The organism is Streptosporangium sp. NBC_01755 (assembly GCF_035917995.1).
GTDB lineage: Bacteria > Actinomycetota > Actinomycetes > Streptosporangiales > Streptosporangiaceae > Streptosporangium.
In genome coordinates, this window is sequence record NZ_CP109131.1 from 5,529,630 (window position 1) to 5,546,697 (window position 17,068).

The following is a 17,068-nucleotide window of genomic DNA, read 5'->3' on the forward strand; positions in this document are numbered from 1 at the left end:
ACACCTGAAAGTCGCCCGCCGGACGGACAGGTGCGCGGGTGGGGAGCGGGGAGCCGTGAGGCGAGCTTTCGGGTGAGCGCTCAGACGTGGAAGATCTGCTGGTAGAAGGCGAGCTCGGTGGCCAGTGCCGCGCTGCGGGTCTCGGCGCGGCGGAAGCCGTGGGCCTCGCCCTCGAACGTGAGGTAGGTGCAGGGAACGCCACGTTCGGCGAGGGCGTCGACGAAGACCTGCGACTGCTCGGGGGGGACCACGGGGTCGGACAGGCCCTGCAGGAGCAGCATCGGGCAGCTCACCCCCGCCACCTGGCCGATGGGCTCACGCGAAGCGTACAGAACAGGGTCTTCCGGGCCGATCAGCCACTCGATGTAGCGTGACTCGAAGTCGTGGGTGGTCGCACTGAACGTGGCGAGCGAGCTTATGCCGTAGTAGGAGACGCCCCCGGCGAACGCGTCGGACGTGCAGCAGGCCGCCATGACCGTCCAGCCGCCCGCGCTGCCGCCCCGGATCGCGATCCGCGCAGGGTCGGCCAGCCCTTCCGCGGCCAGCCATTCGGCCGCGGCGATCGAGTCCTCGACGTCGACCACGCCCCACTGGCCGCGCAGCCGCTCGCGGTAGGCGCGGCCGTAGCCGGTGGAACCGCCGTAGTTGACGTCGATCACTCCGATGCCCCTGCTGGTGAAGAACGCCTTCTCCAGGTCGAGCGCTCCGGCGCTGTGTCCCGTCGGCCCGCCGTGCACGAACACGACGTACGGCGGGGGGCCCTCGCCACGTGCCGAGGGGTTGGACGGCGGGTAGAGGAACGCGTGCACCTCGCGCCCGAATCGGCTCTCGAACCTCACGGTTCTGGGGAGCGGCAGGTAGGCGGTGTCGGGCAGCCCGTTGACGTCCCCGCGCAACTCCTGCGCCCTGCCGGTCACGGTGTCGACCCGGACGATCGAGCGGGGCAGCACCGGGCCGTACCCGATACCGACCAGGGCGTGCCCGTCGGTGGCCAGCACCGGATCCCAGCCGTCGTAGGGCACGTCCAGGTCGCTCAGCACACCGCTGTCGGGGTCGAAGACGCCCAGCCTCAGGTCGCCCAGCCCGTGCAGGACCGCGAGGCTGCCGTCGGCCATCGGCGCGTACGGTATCGCGCCGAGCTGCCACAGCGGGCCCGCGAACTCCTCCTCCATCGGGTAGAGCGCCCTGGTTGAGGTGCCGTACATCCCGACCAGGTAGAGGTTCCACCAGCCCGACCAGTCGGAGATCACGTAGAGGTGCCGCTCGTCACGCCACTGTGGGGCGAGCACCGACTCGGAGATGCCGCCCTTGACCTTCCAGGAGGTGCCGTCGGCCAGCCGGCAGACCCGCAGTTCGGTGCCGTTCCACGGCATCTGCGGATGGTTCCAGCAGATGAAGGCCAGGTGCTCGCCGTCGGGGGAGATGGCGGGGGAGGCGTAGAAGTCGTGCCCGCCGATCCGCTCGCGGGGCGCGTCCTCGCCGGAGAGGGGGATGGACACGATCGACCGGCTCACCTCGCCGTCGTCGTGGCGTTCCCTGACGCACCAGACCTGGCCGTCGTGGACGAGAAGGTCCGCGTAGCGCAGGTCCGTGGGCTGCTCGGGCTCAGGTGTGAGCGGCCGTGGCTCGCCGCCGGTGGGCAGCAGGTAGAGCCGCTGGTCTGCGAAGTTCGTGAACACCACGCCCTCGCCGGGCACCACCGCGTACGACCGGCCGCCGTACTCGTGAACCCTGGTTCTGGCGCTCCACGGCGCGCTCAGCAACTCGCGCTGCGCACCGTCTGGAGTTCTGTGCACGATGGTGGTCCGCCCGCCCTCGGCGGGACGGTCCTCGGTCCACCAGACCTCTTCGCCGAGCACCGTCGGGAACCCGAGGCGCAGCCCGGAACGGGCGACGTCGGACGTGGAGATCGGCGAGGGCCAGGTGGCGTACGGCAGGACGGCCTGCTCGGGGGACATGGCGCAATCCTGCCCGATAACCCGCTCCGTGTCGCCGGTATCACGCTCGCGTCACCAGAGATATGCCATCGCCAGTCGGCGCGGGCCGCAGGATCGGGAGGAATGAGCGGGAGAGAGGTAGTTGATCTGACCTTTTCCATAAGTCGGCCTTCGGGTGTTTTCACCGTTGGTGGGACCGTCACCTGCCTCGAGGCCCGGCATGAAAGAGGGCGGCCACCGGACCCCGGTGACCGCCCCCGATCGCTGTGGTGTCTACGGTTTCGGGTTCCCCTGGCCGACCTCGACCTCGACCTCGACCTCGACCTCGACCGCGGTCGGCGAGCCGGGCCGGGCGATCGGCTGGGCCGCCGTCTTCCTGCTGCGACGGCTCCGCCTCTCCAGCCAGGTGGCGACGGTGCCCACCATCACGTTGATGATGATGTAGATGATCGCGATGACGATCACGGCGGGAATGATGTTGTTGAAGTTGGAGGGCAGCACGCGCGCCCCCGCGTTCAGCAGGTCCTCGAACGACACGATGAAGCCCAGGGCGGTGTCCTTCAGCAACACCACCAGCTGCGCGACGATCGCCGGCATCATGACGGTGACCGCCTGCGGGAGCATGATCATCCGCATCACCTGACCAGGACGCAGGCCGACCGCCAGCGCGGCCTCCCGCTGTCCCCGGGGGATGGACAGGATGCCCGCCCGTACGATCTCCGCCAGCACCGAGCCGTTGTACAGGACCAGGCCGACGACCACCGCGGCGAACGGCGTCACGGTGAGCCCGAAGACCGCGCTCCCGCCGAACATCACCGCGAAGATCATGATCAGTAGCGGGATCGCCCTGAAGAACTCGACGACCGCACCCGCTGCCAGGCGGATCCAGGTCCGTTCCGAGAGCCGGCCGATGCCGAAGACGAATCCGAACGGCACCGCGATCACGGCGGCGACCGCGGCCGCGCTGAGCGTGTTCAGCAGGCCGGGCAGGATCAGGTTGAGCCACACGTCGCCGCGGAGGAACGGCGTCCACATCTCGGCGCTGAGCTGGTTCTTCTCGTCGAGCTTGGTCACCAACACGTACACCGCGAACAGCGTGACACCGATGACCAGCACGGTGAGCACGTTGTTGCGGATCCGGGCCTTGGGGCCGGGAATGTCGTACAGGACGCTGACGCGCTCGGAGCTCTCGGCACGCCCGCGCGCCGGGCGCCGCTCGCGTTCGGTGGTCACCGCGGTCATCGGACCACCGCCAGGCGCTTGGCGAGCCAGCCGAACAGCAGCCCGGTCGGCAGGGTCAGGATCAGGAAGCCCAGAGCGAACCCGGCGAAGATCTGCACGACCGCGTCGCCGTGCGCCTCGAAGAGCGTCTTCATCGTCAGGGACGCCTCACCGACCCCGATGGCGGCGGCGATCGTGGTGTTCTTGGTCAGCGCGATCAGGATGCTGCCCAGCGGGGCGATCACCGCGCGGAACGCCTGGGGCAGCACGATCAGCCTCAGATTCTGGCCGAACGTGAGCCCGATGGCGCGGGCCGCCTCGGCCTGGCCGACCGGCACCGTGTTGATCCCGGCCCGGATCGCCTCGCAGACGAACGCCGCCGTGTAGGCCGACAGGCCGATGATGGAGAGCCACATGTAGTTGGTGGACAGGCTCGGGGAGAACGAGACGTCCAGGACCAGGCCGAGGCCCAGCCCGCAGAACACGATCACCAGGGTCAGCGGGGTGTTCCGCAGGACGTTCACGTACGTCGTGCCGATTCCGCGCAACACAGGCAGCGGGCTGACCCGCATCCCCGCGAGGATCGTCCCGAGCACCAGCGCCACCAGCCCGCTGGTGAGGGTGAGCCGGATCGTCAACCAGAAAGCTTCCAGAATGACCCGGAATTCTTCGGAGAGTGCCTGCACTCATTCCTCCAGTGGTCACCGGCCGGGGCGTCCGCACGCCCCGGCCGAGATGTGACCGGTCAGTAGCGCTCGACAGTCGGCGGGGTGGTGAAGAACTTCCCGAACTCGCCGAAGTTGGTGTCGACGGCCTTCTTCCAGCTGCCGTCCTTGAACATCTTCTCCACCGCCGCGTTGACCTTCTCGCGGGTGTCCTTGTCGTCCAGCTTCAGGCCGATGCCGTACTTCTCCTCGGAGAAGGGCTGGCCGACGAGGCGGAACTTGCCGGGGGACTGGGCGGCGAAGCCGGCCAGGATCGTCGCGTCCGTGGAGATCGCGTCAACCTGCTTGTTCTCCAGCAGCGGCAGGCAGGCGCCGTAGCCCTGCTGCTCGGTGAGGAACTGGCTCTTCCACTCGTCGCCGAACTTCTCGACCAGGCGCGCGGGAGAGGACGAGCCCTGGGCGCCGCAGACCTTCTTGGTCTTGAGGTCCTCGACACTGTTGATCGTGGTGTCGTCCGCCCGGGTCAGGATGTCCTGGCCGGTGACCAGGTACGGGCCGGCGAAAGCGACCTTCTTCTTGCGGTCGTCGGTGATCGAGTAGGTCGCGATCACCGCGTTGACCTGGCCCTGCTGGATGAAGGATTCGCGGTTGGCCGAGATGGCCTCCTTGAACTCGATCTTGTCCTCGGAGTAACCGAGCTCCTTGGCGACATACCTGGCCACGTCGACGTCGAACCCCTTGAAGGAGCCGTCGGGCTGCTTCTGCCCGAGCCCCGGCTGGTCGACCTTGATACCCACGACGAACTTGTCGCTTCCACTGCCGCCGTCACCGCACGCGGTCAGGCCGGCCACCGCCGCGGCGGCTGCGATCACCACGGCTCCAATACGACGTACACGCATTTTCACTACCTCGTCTTCCATCGGGGATGAGCAGAGCCGTCAGTGAGTGAGGATCTTGGAAAGGAAATCCTTGGCCCGGTCGGTACGGGCGTTGGTGAAGAACTCCTCGGGGGTGTTCTCCTCCACGATCTGGCCCTCGGCCATGAACACCACGCGGTCCGCCGCGCGGCGGGCGAAGCCCATCTCGTGGGTGACGACCATCATCGTCATGCCCTCCTGGGCAAGGCTGATCATGACGTCGAGCACCTCCTGGACCATCTCGGGGTCCAGTGCCGAGGTCGGCTCGTCGAACAGGATCATCTTGGGGTCCATGGCCAGGGCGCGGGCGATGGCCACGCGCTGCTGCTGGCCTCCGGAGAGCTGCGCGGGATACTTCGACGCCTGGGCGCCGATGCCCACCCGTTCCAGCAGCTCCATGCCCCGCCGCTCGGCGTCGGCCCTGGCGATGCCGCGAACCTTGATCGGGCCTAGCGTGACGTTCTCCAGGATCGTCTTGTGGGCGAACAGGTTGAAGGACTGGAACACCATCCCGACCTCGGACCTGAGCTTGGCCAGCGCCTTACCCTCGACGGCGAGTGGCTGCCCGTCGAAGGTGATCGTCCCCTGGTCGATCGCCTCCAGCCGGTTGATCGTCCGGCAGAGGGTCGACTTGCCGCCCCCCGAGGGGCCGATGACGACGAGGACCTCACCGCGGGAGATCGTCAGATTGATGTCCCGAAGGACGTGCAGGCTGCCGAAGTGCTTGTTGACGCCTTCGAGCACCACCAAAGGAGTCTTGTCCCCGTTCTCCGTCATGGTGGATAACGTAATTCTGTAAAGGGCACCCCGCACTAACCCTGCGGTACCGATCAGATCACAGCCCACTTACCTGTTGGCCATCAACCTGGAGTGACCGGCTCCTCACCCCGGGTCCGGCGGGTTCCGGGCCGTACCCGAAGGTCCGGCGGAGCGCCTACCCTTGTCTTGAGATGACTGCCACCGTGGAGAGCGCCCGCACGTACGAGGTTCGTACCTATGGGTGCCAGATGAACGTGCACGACTCCGAGCGCCTGTCCGGCCTGCTGGAAGACGCCGGATACGTTCCGGCCGCCCAGGGGGAGACGGCCGACGTGGTCGTGTTCAACACCTGTGCCGTACGGGAGAACGCCGACAACAAGCTCTACGGCAACCTCGGGCACCTGCGCCCCTCGAAGGTCGGCAATCCCGGCATGCAGATCGCCGTGGGCGGCTGCCTGGCGCAGAAGGACCAGGGAGAGATCGTCCGCAGGGCACCCTGGGTGGACGTGGTGTTCGGCACCCACAACATCGGCTCGCTGCCGGTGCTCCTTGAGCGCGCGCGCGTCCAGCAGGAGGCCCAGGTCGAGATCAGGGAATCCCTGGAGACCTTCCCGAGCACGCTGCCGACCAAGCGCGAGTCCGCCTACGCCGCCTGGGTGTCGGTCTCCGTGGGGTGCAACAACACCTGCACGTTCTGCATCGTGCCCGCCCTGCGCGGCAAGGAGAAGGATCGCCGCCCCGGCGACGTCCTCAACGAGGTCCGCACCCTGGTCGACCAGGGCGTGCTGGAGATCACCCTCCTCGGCCAGAACGTCAACACCTACGGTGTGGAGTTCGGAGACAGGCTCGCCTTCGGCAAGCTGCTGCGGGCCTGCGGCGAGATCGAGGGCCTGGAGAGGGTCCGTTTCACCAGCCCGCACCCGGCGGCGTTCACCGACGACGTCATCGCGGCCATGGCCGAGACGCCCAACGTCATGCACCAGCTCCACATGCCACTGCAGTCGGGCTCCGACCGGATCCTCAAGGCCATGCGCCGCTCCTACCGGGCCGAGCGCTATCTCGGCATCATCGAGCGGGTCCGTGCCGCCATGCCCGACGCGGCGATCTCCACGGACATCATCGTGGGCTTCCCCGGCGAGACCGAGGAGGACTTCCAGGGCACCCTCGACGTGGTGCGCGAGTCGCGGTTCGCCAACGCCTTCACCTTCCAGTACTCCATTCGGCCGGGCACCCCCGCGGCCACCATGGAGCACCAGGTCCCCAAGGAGGTCGTGCAGGAGCGTTACGAGCGGCTCGTCGCCCTGCAGACCGAGATCTCCTGGGCGGAGAACAAGAAGCAGGTGGGGCGGACCCTCGACGTGCTGGTGGCCGAGGGCGAGGGCCGCAAGGACGAGGCGACCAGGCGCATGTCGGGGCGGGCCCCCGACAACCGCCTGGTGCACTTCACCCCGGGTGCCGAGGTTCCGCGCCCCGGCGACGTGGTGAGCGCCGAGGTCACCTACGCGGCGCCGCACCACCTGGTCGCCGACGGTCCCGCCCTGAGGCTCCGCCGTACCCGCGCGGGCGCCGCCTGGGAGGCTCGCCAGGGCGCACCGGCGGGCTCCGGCTCCGGTGTCATGCTCGGCATGCCCTCGATCGGACGCCCGGCCCCGCTTCCGGACACCTCGGGCTGTTCCGTCTCCTGAGGTCCGCTACGCGGGACCTCGGGCACGCCTCCGCTGAGATTTTTTCGCTGAAGCGTTCTCCCGGGACGGCCCTTTCCGAAGTGGCCGTTCCGGGTGGCATATGCCCATGATCGAAGAGTTGGAATCCCCTGCGAGAGCGGCGATCCCGGTGCTCCCACCGCTCCTGCCAGGGTATACGCGCGCGGCGGCCCGGCAAGTGCTCTAAGAGGCGATATTTCGTGATTCATTTGTGATTGGTGTGCGAGCATTTCCCCGCTGTGGCTACTGTGGTTCGGCACCCTTCGGAAACCGTGGAGGTTTCCCCCCGAGAACCGCAGGGAGTTTTCCCCATGCATGTCCCTCCGTCTCCGGGCAGTCCCGGAGAGCCAGAGATCCTCACCGGCCCCGCCGGTGGGCCCGGCAAGCCACGCAGGTCCCGCAAGTCCCAGCGGAGAAGCGGCCCGGCCATAGCCGTCTTCTCCGTCCTCGCCGCCGCCCTCCTGGGCGGGGGCGCAGCCTTCGCCTTCATGAACGGCGGCCAGGACGATCCTGGAGCGCCGCCGCCAAGGGCGCCGAAGAGCACCCAGGAGGCCGCTCAGAACCCCGAGCCCGACCAGAACGCGCCGCAGGAGGAGAAGCAGCAGCCCGAGAAGGCGGCGGACACCGCCTCCGGCGGCGATGACACCTCCACCGGAGGTGCCGGTGCCGACGCGGGCGCCGGCGCAGGCGGGGGCGGGGGCGCGGGCGTCGATCGGACGGGCGAGAGCGGGCCGGGAGCCGATTCGGCCGCGGGGAAGCCGACGGCGGACAAGCCGTCGAAGCAGCAGCAGAGCAGCCCTCAGCAGTCACAGGAGGTCCCGGACGACCCCCGCGCCGACGGCGACACCGGCTACGTGCACCCCCAGGGACCCCTCGGCGGCTGACGAGGGCTGGTGGGCACCGGCCCGTACCTCTCCGTGGTGGTCCTCCTCCGGGTGAGGCCGGCGCGGGGAAGCCGGGGCGGCTCCCCGGGAGGACTCGGTTAGTCTGGCCGGGTGCTTGTCGCCGCGGCCGTGTGCCCGCATCCCCCGTTGCTGTTACCCGAACTGGCCGGGGCGGCGGCCGTGGAGCTTGACGACCTCAGGGCGGCCTGCGCGGCCGCGCTCGGAGCGCTGCGTGATGCCGGAGCCGACACGATCGTGGTGGTCGGCGGCGCGGACCGGACCGCCGCGTACGGCGCGGACGCCGCCGGAAGCCTCGCTCCCTGGGGCGTTGACGTCCGAAGCGGGGAGGGGGAGCCCGTCCTGCCGCTGTCGCTCTCGGTCGGTCGCCTGCTCCTCGACAGGGAGCACCTGACCGCCTCGGCATTTCACGCGATCTCCTTCGACGCGCCCCCGGCGGAGTGCACGGCCCTGGGCGAGCGACTGGCGGCCACGGCCGGTCGCGTGGCGATGCTCGTCACGGCCGACGGCTCGGCCCGCCTCACCGAGAAGTCCCCCGGATACCTGGACCCGCGCGCCGAGCCGTACGACAGGGCGATCGTCCGGGCGCTCGCCCGCGCCGAGGTCCCGCCGCTCGATCCCGGCGAGGCCGCCGAGCTGTGGGTCGCCGGCCGTGCGGCTCTGCAGGTCCTGGGCGGCTGCGGCGGCGTCCTGCGCGGAGAGGTCCTCTACGACGACGCACCCTACGGCGTCGGCTACTTCGTCGCTCGCTGGACGGAGTGATCCGGGACGCGAGCGGATCCGGGACGCGAGCGGATCCGGGACGCGAGCGGATCCGGGACGCGAGCGGATCCCCCGCACTGTGAGCGACCCTGCCCAAGCGGGTGTGAAAACAAACCCGACCGTCGGAGGGCCCCGCCCGCCCTGAACGGCCTTGCGCTGATCCGAGACCTGTGTAACCGGTAACTCTGCTTCGTCTGCCCAAGCCAGATGGCTTGGCCGCTACTCGGTACTGCCTCCCGACGCGGGTGGCGGTGTCGACTACACCCATAACGGACGCCGCGCAGAGGCCATTGGAGCAGCGCATCTCCTGGGCGGCGTCGTGGTCGGTCTTCTTCTTGACTCCGAGTGGGATACCGCCTGGGTCACAGCGACCCGGGAGATCCTCGAAGAGGATGATCACGGAGACCCGGTGCTGCGCACGGACGATGTCGAAGTTCGCCATATGGCGACCAGGGATCATGCCACGCAACACGAGGACAGGATCAAACAGAGTGGATTGGCCGAACTAGGCTCGGGCGTCGAACTGTGGGAGAATCGAACGGAACTGTTCACACATATACGGTTTCTTCCTCGCGTCGAGAACGATTTGCGAAATCTTCGCCTGGACTGGTTGGAACCAGTTGTGGGTGACTATTCAGGTCATCGCGTGAGTGCGGGCATCCAGGGATTGCCGAGCAGCGCGTCGTGCAGCGCGTGAGCGGCGCGGAGACCGTTCTTTCGGACGGTGGAGATGTAGCCGCGGATGGCCAGGAAAGTCTGGGCGCCCTTGAGCGTGCGAAAACCACCGCTGACCTTGGTCTTCGTCTTGATCATACGGATGGCCTGCTCCGCGACGTTGTTGGAGTACGCCACAGTGAAGTCGGTGGCGAACCGCAGCACCTCACTCTTTCGGGTTCGCAGGCGTAGCGCCAGGTTACGTGCAGGGCTCTGCTTGCCCGTTCCGCGTGGGGAATGCGCGGTCAACGCTCGTTCCACCAGGTCGTCGAAGCGCTGGGACAGGTCCTTCAGCTTGAAGTCCGGCAGGCGGTCATGCCCTTTGTCTCGCCAGGCGGCCACCCACCGGTATCCGTCACCGAGTAACAGCACCAGCGCCTCAGCCCAGCCATCGGCCCGCGCGCGAAGGTCGTACTCGCCGATCCCGGCGGCCTCCCGGACGATGTGCGCATTGCACAAGGCGTGCGTGCAGCCCTCGAATGCCTGGTAGGAGCGGTAGGCGTCGTGGACGGCCACGCCGGTGAAGCGGGGAAGGATCCCGAACGCGGTGATCGACTCGGTGCCGCGCCCGTGGGCGTCGATGTGGTAGGCGGTCAGCGCAGGTGTGGCGGCCACGTGCAGCCAGTGGTTCCTGCCGCCCACGCGGGTGACGCTCTCATCGAAGTGCGCGACGCTCGCAGCGGCGATCGCGTCACGGATCCGTGCGTTGACCGGCGCCAGGACCTGGGCCACCTTCGTGACCGTGTCGCTGATCCACCCGGTCGACACCTCGATCCCGGCCAGATCGGCGAGGACTTCGGCGACCCGCCCAACCGGGATGTGGTGCTGGGCGGACAGGTAGGCGGCCAGCGCGCTCACCCGTGGCCCGTATACCGCCGGGGCCGTGGCGAACGCCGGAGCCGCAGCACGGGTCACCGTCCCGCAACCGCCACAGGCCAGGGCGTGCAACTTATGCGCGGTGACCTCGGCCTTGACCTCGGGGATGTCGAAAACCTGCCGAATCACCGCAACGCCCGCCGGGGTTGCATCGGTCAGGTCCCCGCCACACCCGCCACACGCAGATGGAAGGTGCGGCACCGTCCATGTCGGGCAGTCCACCTGCATCAACGCCGTCCCCGACGTGCCGGGCTGCTTACCGGGGCGACGTCCGCTCCTACCCCGCATCGACTTGGGCGGTGGCTTGGCCAGGCCATCGGCCGACGGAGGTTGCGAGGAATTACGCGAGTTTCGCCCTACCTGCCGCCGCAGCTCGGCATTCTCAGCCCGCAACTCCGCGTTCTCCGCTTTGAGCTGGGCGTTTTCCGCCTCCAACTCGACGACCCGCGCTTCCAGCACATCCAGCCGGGCGGTCAGCGTCACGACCAAAGCGGCAAGCTCGCCGTATGACGGACGCTCGCCCTCAGCCGGAATCACCCGAAGATCATCCCATGAGTCCGATCATGCCCATGCCACGCCCAACCTCACGAGGAAAGGGCACCTGAACAGTCACGTTCACACATATACGGTTTCTTCCTCGCGTCGAGAACGATTTGCGAAATCTTCGCCTGGACTGGTTGGAACCAGTTGTGGATCGGTTGATCAGTATTAACCGGGCGGTCGTGGTCTGGCATCGCGATGGCGCCGCCGTGCCACAGTGGGAGACAAAGGTCACCGGTGAATACCAAGGCCGTGAGCATCTCTGTGAATTCGTCGACCTTGACGGAGCCGTCCGCACCTTTGAGTTACGTGCTCGGTTTACCCCAGGAGCAGGTCGACTGCATTTCCGGATTGCCGCGGAAGACCGTACTGTCACTGTGGCGTACGTAGGACAAAAGCTCGGAATCTGAGGGTTGAAGAAATGAGTGCTCTGCCTGGAACGGGAAGAAAAGAGGATCGACGAGGAGTTCTTCCTTAGGAAAGATGCCTGCCCGTTGTGGTTATGGTGCAGGATGGGCGCCGTGCCTGAGATGACGGGGGTGACGGGGTCGCGAGGGGATGCGAGGTCGATGGTGGGAAACGTGGCGTTCGGGAGTGTTGCGACGCAGTTGGGGGACATGGTCGTCGCGGTGACCGAGGAGGGCGTGGTGAGCGTGGGCTGGGGTGACCCGGAGGCGTTCAGGACCCGCGCGCTTGAGCGGCTGAGGCTGGACGAGGTGGACGATCCGGTCAGGACGGCCGGGGCGGTCGGCGAGTTGGGCGACTACTACGCGGGCAGGCTGAAGGTCTTCGAGGTGCCGGTGGACTGGCGGCTGACCTCGCCGGTGCAGCGCAGGGTGCTCGGCACACTGTACGAAACGGTTCCGTACGGTAAGGCGGTGACCTACGGGGAACTGGCGGCCCGGAGCGGGACGGGTGTTCCGGCGCGGGCCATCGGGTCGATCATGGGAGCCAACCCGATCCCCGTCATCGTGCCGTGCCACCGGGTGGTCGCCGGAAACGGCCTCGGCGGGTTCAGCGGAGGCGAGGGCGTGGAGTCGAAGCGGTGGCTGCTGACCCTGGAGGGCTACCTGCAGCCGACGCTCGACTGGGACTGACCGGGATCGGGACCCGCTCCGCTGTGCGGACCGTGCCTATGGGCCGTAGGGCGGAGGCGTGTCGGGCCGACCTTGCTGGTCGGGCCGGCCCGGAGTGGGTGTCGTGCCCGGCTGACCGGTGTCCGGCTGATTGTCGATCTTGTCGGCCATCTCCCTGGCCTTCTGCGCGGCGGTGCTGATCTGCTGATCGTGCTTCCCGCCGGTCTTCTTCCTGGCGATCTGCTCCGCCTTGTCGATGCCCTTCTTGACGATCTCTTCGGTTTTGGCGTTGCCGCCCAGCATGTTCTTGACCTTGTCGAGGATCGACATGATGTATCCCCCAATTCCGATGCACAGGACGCATCGCCTCTCACCCATACCCAGCGGATTGGCAGAATTACCCCGTGCCTCAGCTACCCGTCATCGCCGTCGTCGGCCCGACCGCCGGCGGAAAGTCCGATCTGGCCGTGGATCTCGCCCTCGAACTGGGGGGCGAGGTGATAAACACCGACTCGATGCAGCTTTACCAAGGAATGGACATCGGGACGGCGAAACTCTCCGTGGGGGAGCGGCGGGGGGTTCCCCACCACCTGCTGGACATCTGGGAGGTGACCAGAGCCGCCAGCGTGGCCGAGTACCAGTCGCTGGTCCGGCCGCTGATCGACGACCTGCGGGCCAGGGAGGTGGTGCCGATCCTGGTGGGCGGGTCCGGACTGTATGTGCGGGCCGCCCTGGACGACCTGGAGTTCCCCGGCACCGACCCACAGGTCCGCGCCCGGTTGGAGGCCGAGCTCGACCTGCGCGGCCCCGCCCCGCTGTACGAGCGGCTCCGCGAGCGCGACCCGAAGGCCGCCGAGACGATCCTGCCGAGCAACGGCCGCAGGATCGTCCGCGCGCTGGAGGTCATCGAGATCTCCGGGCGGCCGTTCTCGGCCACGATGCCGTCGTACGACGCCGTCTACGACAGTGTCCAGCTGGGGGTGGAGGTGCCCAGGGAGGTGCTGGACGCCCGGGTCGAGGCGAGGGTCGAGCACATGTGGCGGGCCGGGCTGGTTGAGGAGGTCCGGGGACTCGCCGCACACGGGCTCGCCGGAGGCCGCACGGCCAGTCGCGCCCTCGGGTACGCGCAGGTGCTGCGCTTCCTCGGCGGTGAGTGCACCGAGAAGGAGGCGCAGGAGGAGACGGTACGGGCGACGCGCAGGTTCGTCCGCCGTCAGGAGTCGTGGTTCCGCCGCGATCCCCGGGTGATCTGGCTCCCCCAGCAGGAACCCGACCTCCTGGGCCGCGCGCTCGCCGCGATTCGCGCCTGAGTGCCTGAGTGCCTGAGTGCCTGAGCGCCTGAGCGCCTGAGCGCCTGAGTGCCTGAGTGCCTGAGTGCCTGACCGCCCTGACCGCTCTGACCGCCCTGACCGCCCTGACCGCTCTGACCGCCCTGACCGCTCTGGCTGGGCGAGACCGGGAACCATCCTGAACCACCCCGGACCACCCTGAACCGGACGACTCGCTCTGACGTGCCGACCAGGGCTCCGGGGGCTCCGGGGCTTCGGGGGCGGTATGCCGGAGGGGCGGCCGTTCCCCGGGGCGACGGGGGCGGACGCGGGCCTGGATAGAGTTGGGGCATGCGATTCGCGAAGGGGCACGGCACCGAGAACGACTTCGTCATCCTCCCTGACCCGGACGGTGAGCTGGAGCTGCCCGCGACACTCGTGGCGGCGGTGTGCGACCGGCGCGCCGGGATCGGCGCGGACGGCGTGCTACGGGTGACGCGGACGAAGCTCAGCACGGAGGTGTCCGGCCAGGCGGATGAGGCCGAGTGGTTCATGGACTACCGCAACGCCGACGGCGGCCTCGCCGAGATGTGTGGCAACGGGGTGCGGGTCTTCGCCCGCTACCTGGTCGACGAGGGTCTCGCCGCGCCCGGGGAGTTCGGCGTCGCGACACGCGCGGGCGTCAGACGCGTACGGCTGGCCCAGACGGGTGACGTGACCGTCGACATGGGCCCGCCCCGGGTGCTGGGGCCGAGCCGCACGATCGTCGCGGGCCGCGAGTACGAGGGCATCCACGTCGACATGGGAAACCCGCACCTGGCCTGCGTCATCGGTGATCCGGTGGCCCAGCTCGACCTGAGCCACCAGCCCGCGTTCGACCCCGAGGTGTTCCCCGGCGGGGTCAACATCGAACTGCTCAATCCGGTGGGCCCGCGCCGGGTCGTCATGCGGGTCTTCGAACGCGGTTCGGGCGAGACGCGTTCCTGCGGCACCGGCGCGGTCGCCTCGGCCGTGGCCGCCGCGCGACTGGCCGGTGAGACCAGTGGCACCTGGGCGGTCGAGGTGCTCGGCGGCACCGTCACCGTCACCCTCGACGAGCGGACCAGCTATCTGGCAGGGCCCGCCGTCCTGGTCGCGTCCGGTGAGATCACGCTCTGAGCCGCGGGGTGGGTCTTCCATGACTCGTGCGGGCATCGTCGCGGGTGCGTCGTATCCGGTGAGATCACGCTCCGAGCCGGGCAGGCGGGAGCCGTAACGCCGCCCCTCCGGGCCGTGCGGGATCGCCAAGTCGTTTGGGGCATGCTTCCCGACCTGGCAGACTGACGTCTCATGGACGTGGACATCTGGGCCTGGGTGAGCGACACCCAGCGGCAACTGCACGAAGCAGGTAACACCGGTCTGGCTATGGCGATCGGAGATGTGCCCGCGCAGGCGCTGGAAGGCCGATACGCGCAGCTCGACGTGCTCGCGCCCGCGATCGCGCAGCAGGCGGAGAACCTGCAGATGCCCTGGCTGGAGTTCTACGCCCGCTACTGGCACCTGATCGGCCGTATCGGCGACCGCGCGCAGGGGGCGGTCGCGATCGCCGACGCCGAGGCACTGGTCGAGTTCACCAGACGCGAGGACGTCCGCGAATGCCCGGCCGCGCCCGGTGCCGTCGTGGCGCTGGCCCTCGCCCAGGCGAACGCCGACGGCCCCGGTTACGCCGCCGAGCGGCTGGCCGAGCTCTCGGCACTGGACGTGGAGCCCGGCTCGCCGGCCTTCGCCTCCGTCGCCGAGCACTATGTCGCGGCGCTTCTCGACGCGGGGCGCGTCGAGGAGGCCGTCTCCCACGCCGAGACCGCCGTGGCGGCGCTGGGCGGCGTGGGCCACGAGGCGAGCTGGGAGCTGGGAGCCGCCTCGGCCCGCGCGCTCCTCGCCGCGGGCCGCGCCGAGGACGCGCTCACCGCGCTCGACGCCGCGGCCGACTTCAAGCCCGACGACCCGGTGGCCAAGGAGTATCGCGAGGGAGTGCTCCGCGCGCTCGTGCTCGCCGCCCTCGATCGCGTGCAGGAGTCCGTCGACGCCCTGCCCGATCTCGACGTGGTCGGTGAGCATCCCCGCGTCTGGGTCGAGTGGTCGTACGCCGTCCGCGCGCTCGCCGGATCGGCACAGATCACCAACACCTGGCAGCTGGGCCGGGTTCTCAAGCAGTGGATCGACTACTTCGCGATGATGGGCGGCTACCGCGCCCGGGTCGAGCTGGCGCTCGTCGCCGGGCAACTGGCGGTCGCCCGGCAGGGGATCTGGCAGGCGCGTCTCCTGGCCGACCTGGCGGAGTCCGCGGCGGGAGAGCTCAGGAACCCCGGTGACGTCGCCGAGCGGATCGCCGCGCTGCGCGTCGCCACCGACGAGGCCACCGCGCTTCCCGCTCCTGGGTCCGAGGCCGAACTGGTCGGCTCCTTCGACGCCGCCGACGGCTTCAACGCCGACCCGGAGCGCTGGGTGGGCTGGCTGGCCCCGCTGTCCGGTCGTGACGTGGAGGCCACCCGGCGCCACACCACCACGCTGGGCTTCCTCGGCTACCCGGCGAGGGGCGCCGACATCTACTGGACCATGCTGGTCGAGTCCGGCGACATCGAGAACGCCGACCCGCAGGACTCCCTCTACCTCAGCAGCCTGCTGATCGAGGCCCGTCAGGACGAGCGCCTGGAGCAGTTGGCCGAGCGGCTGCCCGCCGCGCAGCGCCACATGGCCCTGGGGCGCCTGCACACCGCGCGGGAGCGCTGGGAGCAGGCGGCGGCCGAGGGCGAGGCGGCGGTCGCCGCCGGCGGCGGTATCGAGGCGGCCAGGCTGTGGTCGGCCGCGACGCAGCAACTCGGCGACAACGCCAAGGGGGCGGGCATCCTGCTCGATCTCCTCGACTCCGAGGAGATCGAGCAGCAGGACCTCTGGAGGATGGTCGTCATGGCGACGGCCGCCGAAGACTGGGAGACCGTCCGCCTGGGCGCCACCAAGATCGGGATTCCGCTGAAGTCGAGCGAGGGACCGATCGAGGAGGAGATGGGGCTGGTGCGCATCATCCTTCCGGCTCCCGACGGCAGCCAGCGTCAGGTCCTGAGCGTGCGCACGGGCCCCGCGACGGCGCGCCTGGCCATTCCCCAGCCTCCCGGCATGGAGTACAACGCCGGTGACCTGGTCGTCTTCGAGCCGCAGTTGCTGGAGCCGATTCCGGAGAGCGCCGAGGAGCAGGAGAAGTTCGTTCCGCCCTTCGCCGCGGTGAGCATGCTCCGCCCCGGTGGCTACACCAGCTGGTTCTTCGACGGCGCCGCTCCCAGCCAGGCCGACTGGACGGAGTTCAACGACGTCATGGCCGAGCGCGGCTGGCCGATGTGGGTCTACAGCGATGACAACTACACCGTGACCCACCCGACCACGGGTGAGCCGCTGCCCGGCGTGTTCGGCTGGGTCGCGGTCCCGCCGGACGTCAGCCCGGTCGAGGTCGACGCGCTCCTGGACGACGCCACCGAGCGCTGGGTGCACCCGCTGGCCTGGCTCGATCTGGCCAAGGCCGTCGATGTCGAGGTGGAGCGGCACGAGCGGATCACCAAGGAGTACGGCCTGTAGGACGGATCGTCACGGGCCGCGCCCGAAGCCCGCGGCGCCGCTCGGAGTCAGGAAAACCGCACCGCCCGTGAGGAGACCCCTCGCGGGTGGTTCCTTTCCCGGTCACTAGAGTCTCATTCGGC

14 protein-coding genes are annotated in these 17,068 nt (G+C 68.9%); 7 read left to right on the forward strand and 7 right to left on the reverse strand.

The window, feature by feature from the left end:
• Positions 1-80: 80 nt before the first annotated feature.
• From OG884_RS26305 to OG884_RS26325, 5 genes are all read right to left on the reverse strand, one after another.
• Positions 81-1,958: a S9 family peptidase gene (locus tag OG884_RS26305; RefSeq protein ID WP_326637206.1), complete on the reverse strand. Its 1,878-nt coding sequence runs from the start codon at positions 1,956-1,958 to the stop codon at positions 81-83.
• A gap of 252 nt (positions 1,959-2,210) precedes the next feature.
• Positions 2,211-3,179 carry an amino acid ABC transporter permease gene (locus tag OG884_RS26310; RefSeq protein WP_326637208.1) on the reverse strand — a complete coding sequence of 323 codons (969 nt, stop codon included), beginning with the start codon at positions 3,177-3,179 and terminating at the stop codon, positions 2,211-2,213.
• On the reverse strand, positions 3,176-3,844 hold the full coding sequence (locus OG884_RS26315; RefSeq protein ID WP_326637210.1) for an amino acid ABC transporter permease: 669 nt from the start codon (positions 3,842-3,844) through the stop codon (positions 3,176-3,178). The genes OG884_RS26310 and OG884_RS26315 overlap by 4 nt, the downstream gene beginning before the upstream one ends.
• Positions 3,845-3,903: 59 nt before the next feature.
• Positions 3,904-4,695, reverse strand: a complete 792-nt coding sequence (locus OG884_RS26320) for a glutamate ABC transporter substrate-binding protein (RefSeq protein ID WP_326637211.1) — start codon at positions 4,693-4,695, stop codon at positions 3,904-3,906.
• A gap of 66 nt (positions 4,696-4,761) precedes the next feature.
• Positions 4,762-5,517 carry an amino acid ABC transporter ATP-binding protein gene (locus OG884_RS26325; RefSeq protein ID WP_326637213.1) on the reverse strand — a complete coding sequence of 252 codons (756 nt, stop codon included), beginning with the start codon at positions 5,515-5,517 and terminating at the stop codon, positions 4,762-4,764.
• Between the two features lie 173 nt (positions 5,518-5,690).
• On the opposite strand from OG884_RS26325, the gene miaB reads away from it, so the two are divergent.
• The 3 genes from miaB (at position 5,691) to OG884_RS26340 (ending at position 8,866) form a co-directional block, all read left to right on the forward strand.
• Positions 5,691-7,184: a tRNA (N6-isopentenyl adenosine(37)-C2)-methylthiotransferase MiaB gene (gene miaB / locus OG884_RS26330; protein WP_326637215.1), complete on the forward strand. Its 1,494-nt coding sequence runs from the start codon at positions 5,691-5,693 to the stop codon at positions 7,182-7,184.
• Positions 7,185-7,513: 329 nt separating this feature from the next.
• Positions 7,514-8,086 carry a hypothetical protein gene (locus OG884_RS26335; RefSeq protein WP_326637217.1) on the forward strand — a complete coding sequence of 191 codons (573 nt, stop codon included), beginning with the start codon at positions 7,514-7,516 and terminating at the stop codon, positions 8,084-8,086.
• 111 nt (positions 8,087-8,197) lie between these two features.
• Positions 8,198-8,866 (forward strand): hypothetical protein, encoded by a 669-nt coding sequence (locus OG884_RS26340; RefSeq protein WP_326637218.1) that lies wholly within the window; start codon positions 8,198-8,200, stop codon positions 8,864-8,866.
• A gap of 639 nt (positions 8,867-9,505) precedes the next feature.
• On the opposite strand, the gene tnpC is transcribed toward OG884_RS26340, so the two are convergent.
• Positions 9,506-10,993: an IS66 family transposase gene (tnpC, locus tag OG884_RS26345; protein ID WP_326637071.1), complete on the reverse strand. Its 1,488-nt coding sequence runs from the start codon at positions 10,991-10,993 to the stop codon at positions 9,506-9,508.
• 584 nt (positions 10,994-11,577) lie between these two features.
• Between tnpC and OG884_RS26350 the strand changes: the two genes are divergently transcribed.
• On the forward strand, positions 11,578-12,093 hold the full coding sequence (locus OG884_RS26350; protein WP_326637219.1) for a methylated-DNA--[protein]-cysteine S-methyltransferase: 516 nt from the start codon (positions 11,578-11,580) through the stop codon (positions 12,091-12,093).
• A 36-nt stretch (positions 12,094-12,129) separates the two neighbouring features.
• Here the strand turns inward: OG884_RS26350 and OG884_RS26355 are convergent, their stop codons facing one another.
• On the reverse strand, positions 12,130-12,402 hold the full coding sequence (locus OG884_RS26355; protein ID WP_326637220.1) for an antitoxin: 273 nt from the start codon (positions 12,400-12,402) through the stop codon (positions 12,130-12,132).
• 74 nt (positions 12,403-12,476) lie between these two features.
• Here OG884_RS26355 and miaA point away from each other — a divergent pair, with 74 nt between their 5' ends.
• From miaA to OG884_RS26370, 3 genes are all read left to right on the forward strand, one after another.
• Positions 12,477-13,382, forward strand: coding sequence for a tRNA (adenosine(37)-N6)-dimethylallyltransferase MiaA (gene miaA / locus OG884_RS26360; RefSeq protein ID WP_326637222.1), 906 nt, complete (start codon positions 12,477-12,479; stop codon positions 13,380-13,382).
• 309 nt (positions 13,383-13,691) lie between these two features.
• On the forward strand, positions 13,692-14,498 hold the full coding sequence (gene dapF, locus OG884_RS26365; protein WP_326637223.1) for a diaminopimelate epimerase: 807 nt from the start codon (positions 13,692-13,694) through the stop codon (positions 14,496-14,498).
• 171 nt (positions 14,499-14,669) lie between these two features.
• Positions 14,670-16,946: a tetratricopeptide repeat protein gene (locus OG884_RS26370; RefSeq protein ID WP_326637225.1), complete on the forward strand. Its 2,277-nt coding sequence runs from the start codon at positions 14,670-14,672 to the stop codon at positions 16,944-16,946.
• Positions 16,947-17,068: the final 122 nt, after the last annotated feature.

What these genes read in the sequence shown, in the direction of transcription:
- OG884_RS26305 (WP_326637206.1), bottom strand. Translation starts at nt 1,958, where the DNA reads ATGTCCCCCGAGCAGGCCGTCCTGCCGTACGCCACCTGGCCCTCGCCG.
- OG884_RS26310 (WP_326637208.1), bottom strand. Translation starts at nt 3,179, where the DNA reads ATGACCGCGGTGACCACCGAACGCGAGCGGCGCCCGGCGCGCGGGCGT.
- OG884_RS26325 (WP_326637213.1), bottom strand. Translation starts at nt 5,517, where the DNA reads ATGACGGAGAACGGGGACAAGACTCCTTTGGTGGTGCTCGAAGGCGTC.
- miaB (WP_326637215.1), top strand. Translation starts at nt 5,691, where the DNA reads ATGACTGCCACCGTGGAGAGCGCCCGCACGTACGAGGTTCGTACCTAT.
- OG884_RS26335 (WP_326637217.1), top strand. Translation starts at nt 7,514, where the DNA reads ATGCATGTCCCTCCGTCTCCGGGCAGTCCCGGAGAGCCAGAGATCCTC.
- OG884_RS26355 (WP_326637220.1), bottom strand. Translation starts at nt 12,402, where the DNA reads ATGTCGATCCTCGACAAGGTCAAGAACATGCTGGGCGGCAACGCCAAA.
- dapF (WP_326637223.1), top strand. Translation starts at nt 13,692, where the DNA reads ATGCGATTCGCGAAGGGGCACGGCACCGAGAACGACTTCGTCATCCTC.
- OG884_RS26370 (WP_326637225.1), top strand. Translation starts at nt 14,670, where the DNA reads ATGGACGTGGACATCTGGGCCTGGGTGAGCGACACCCAGCGGCAACTG.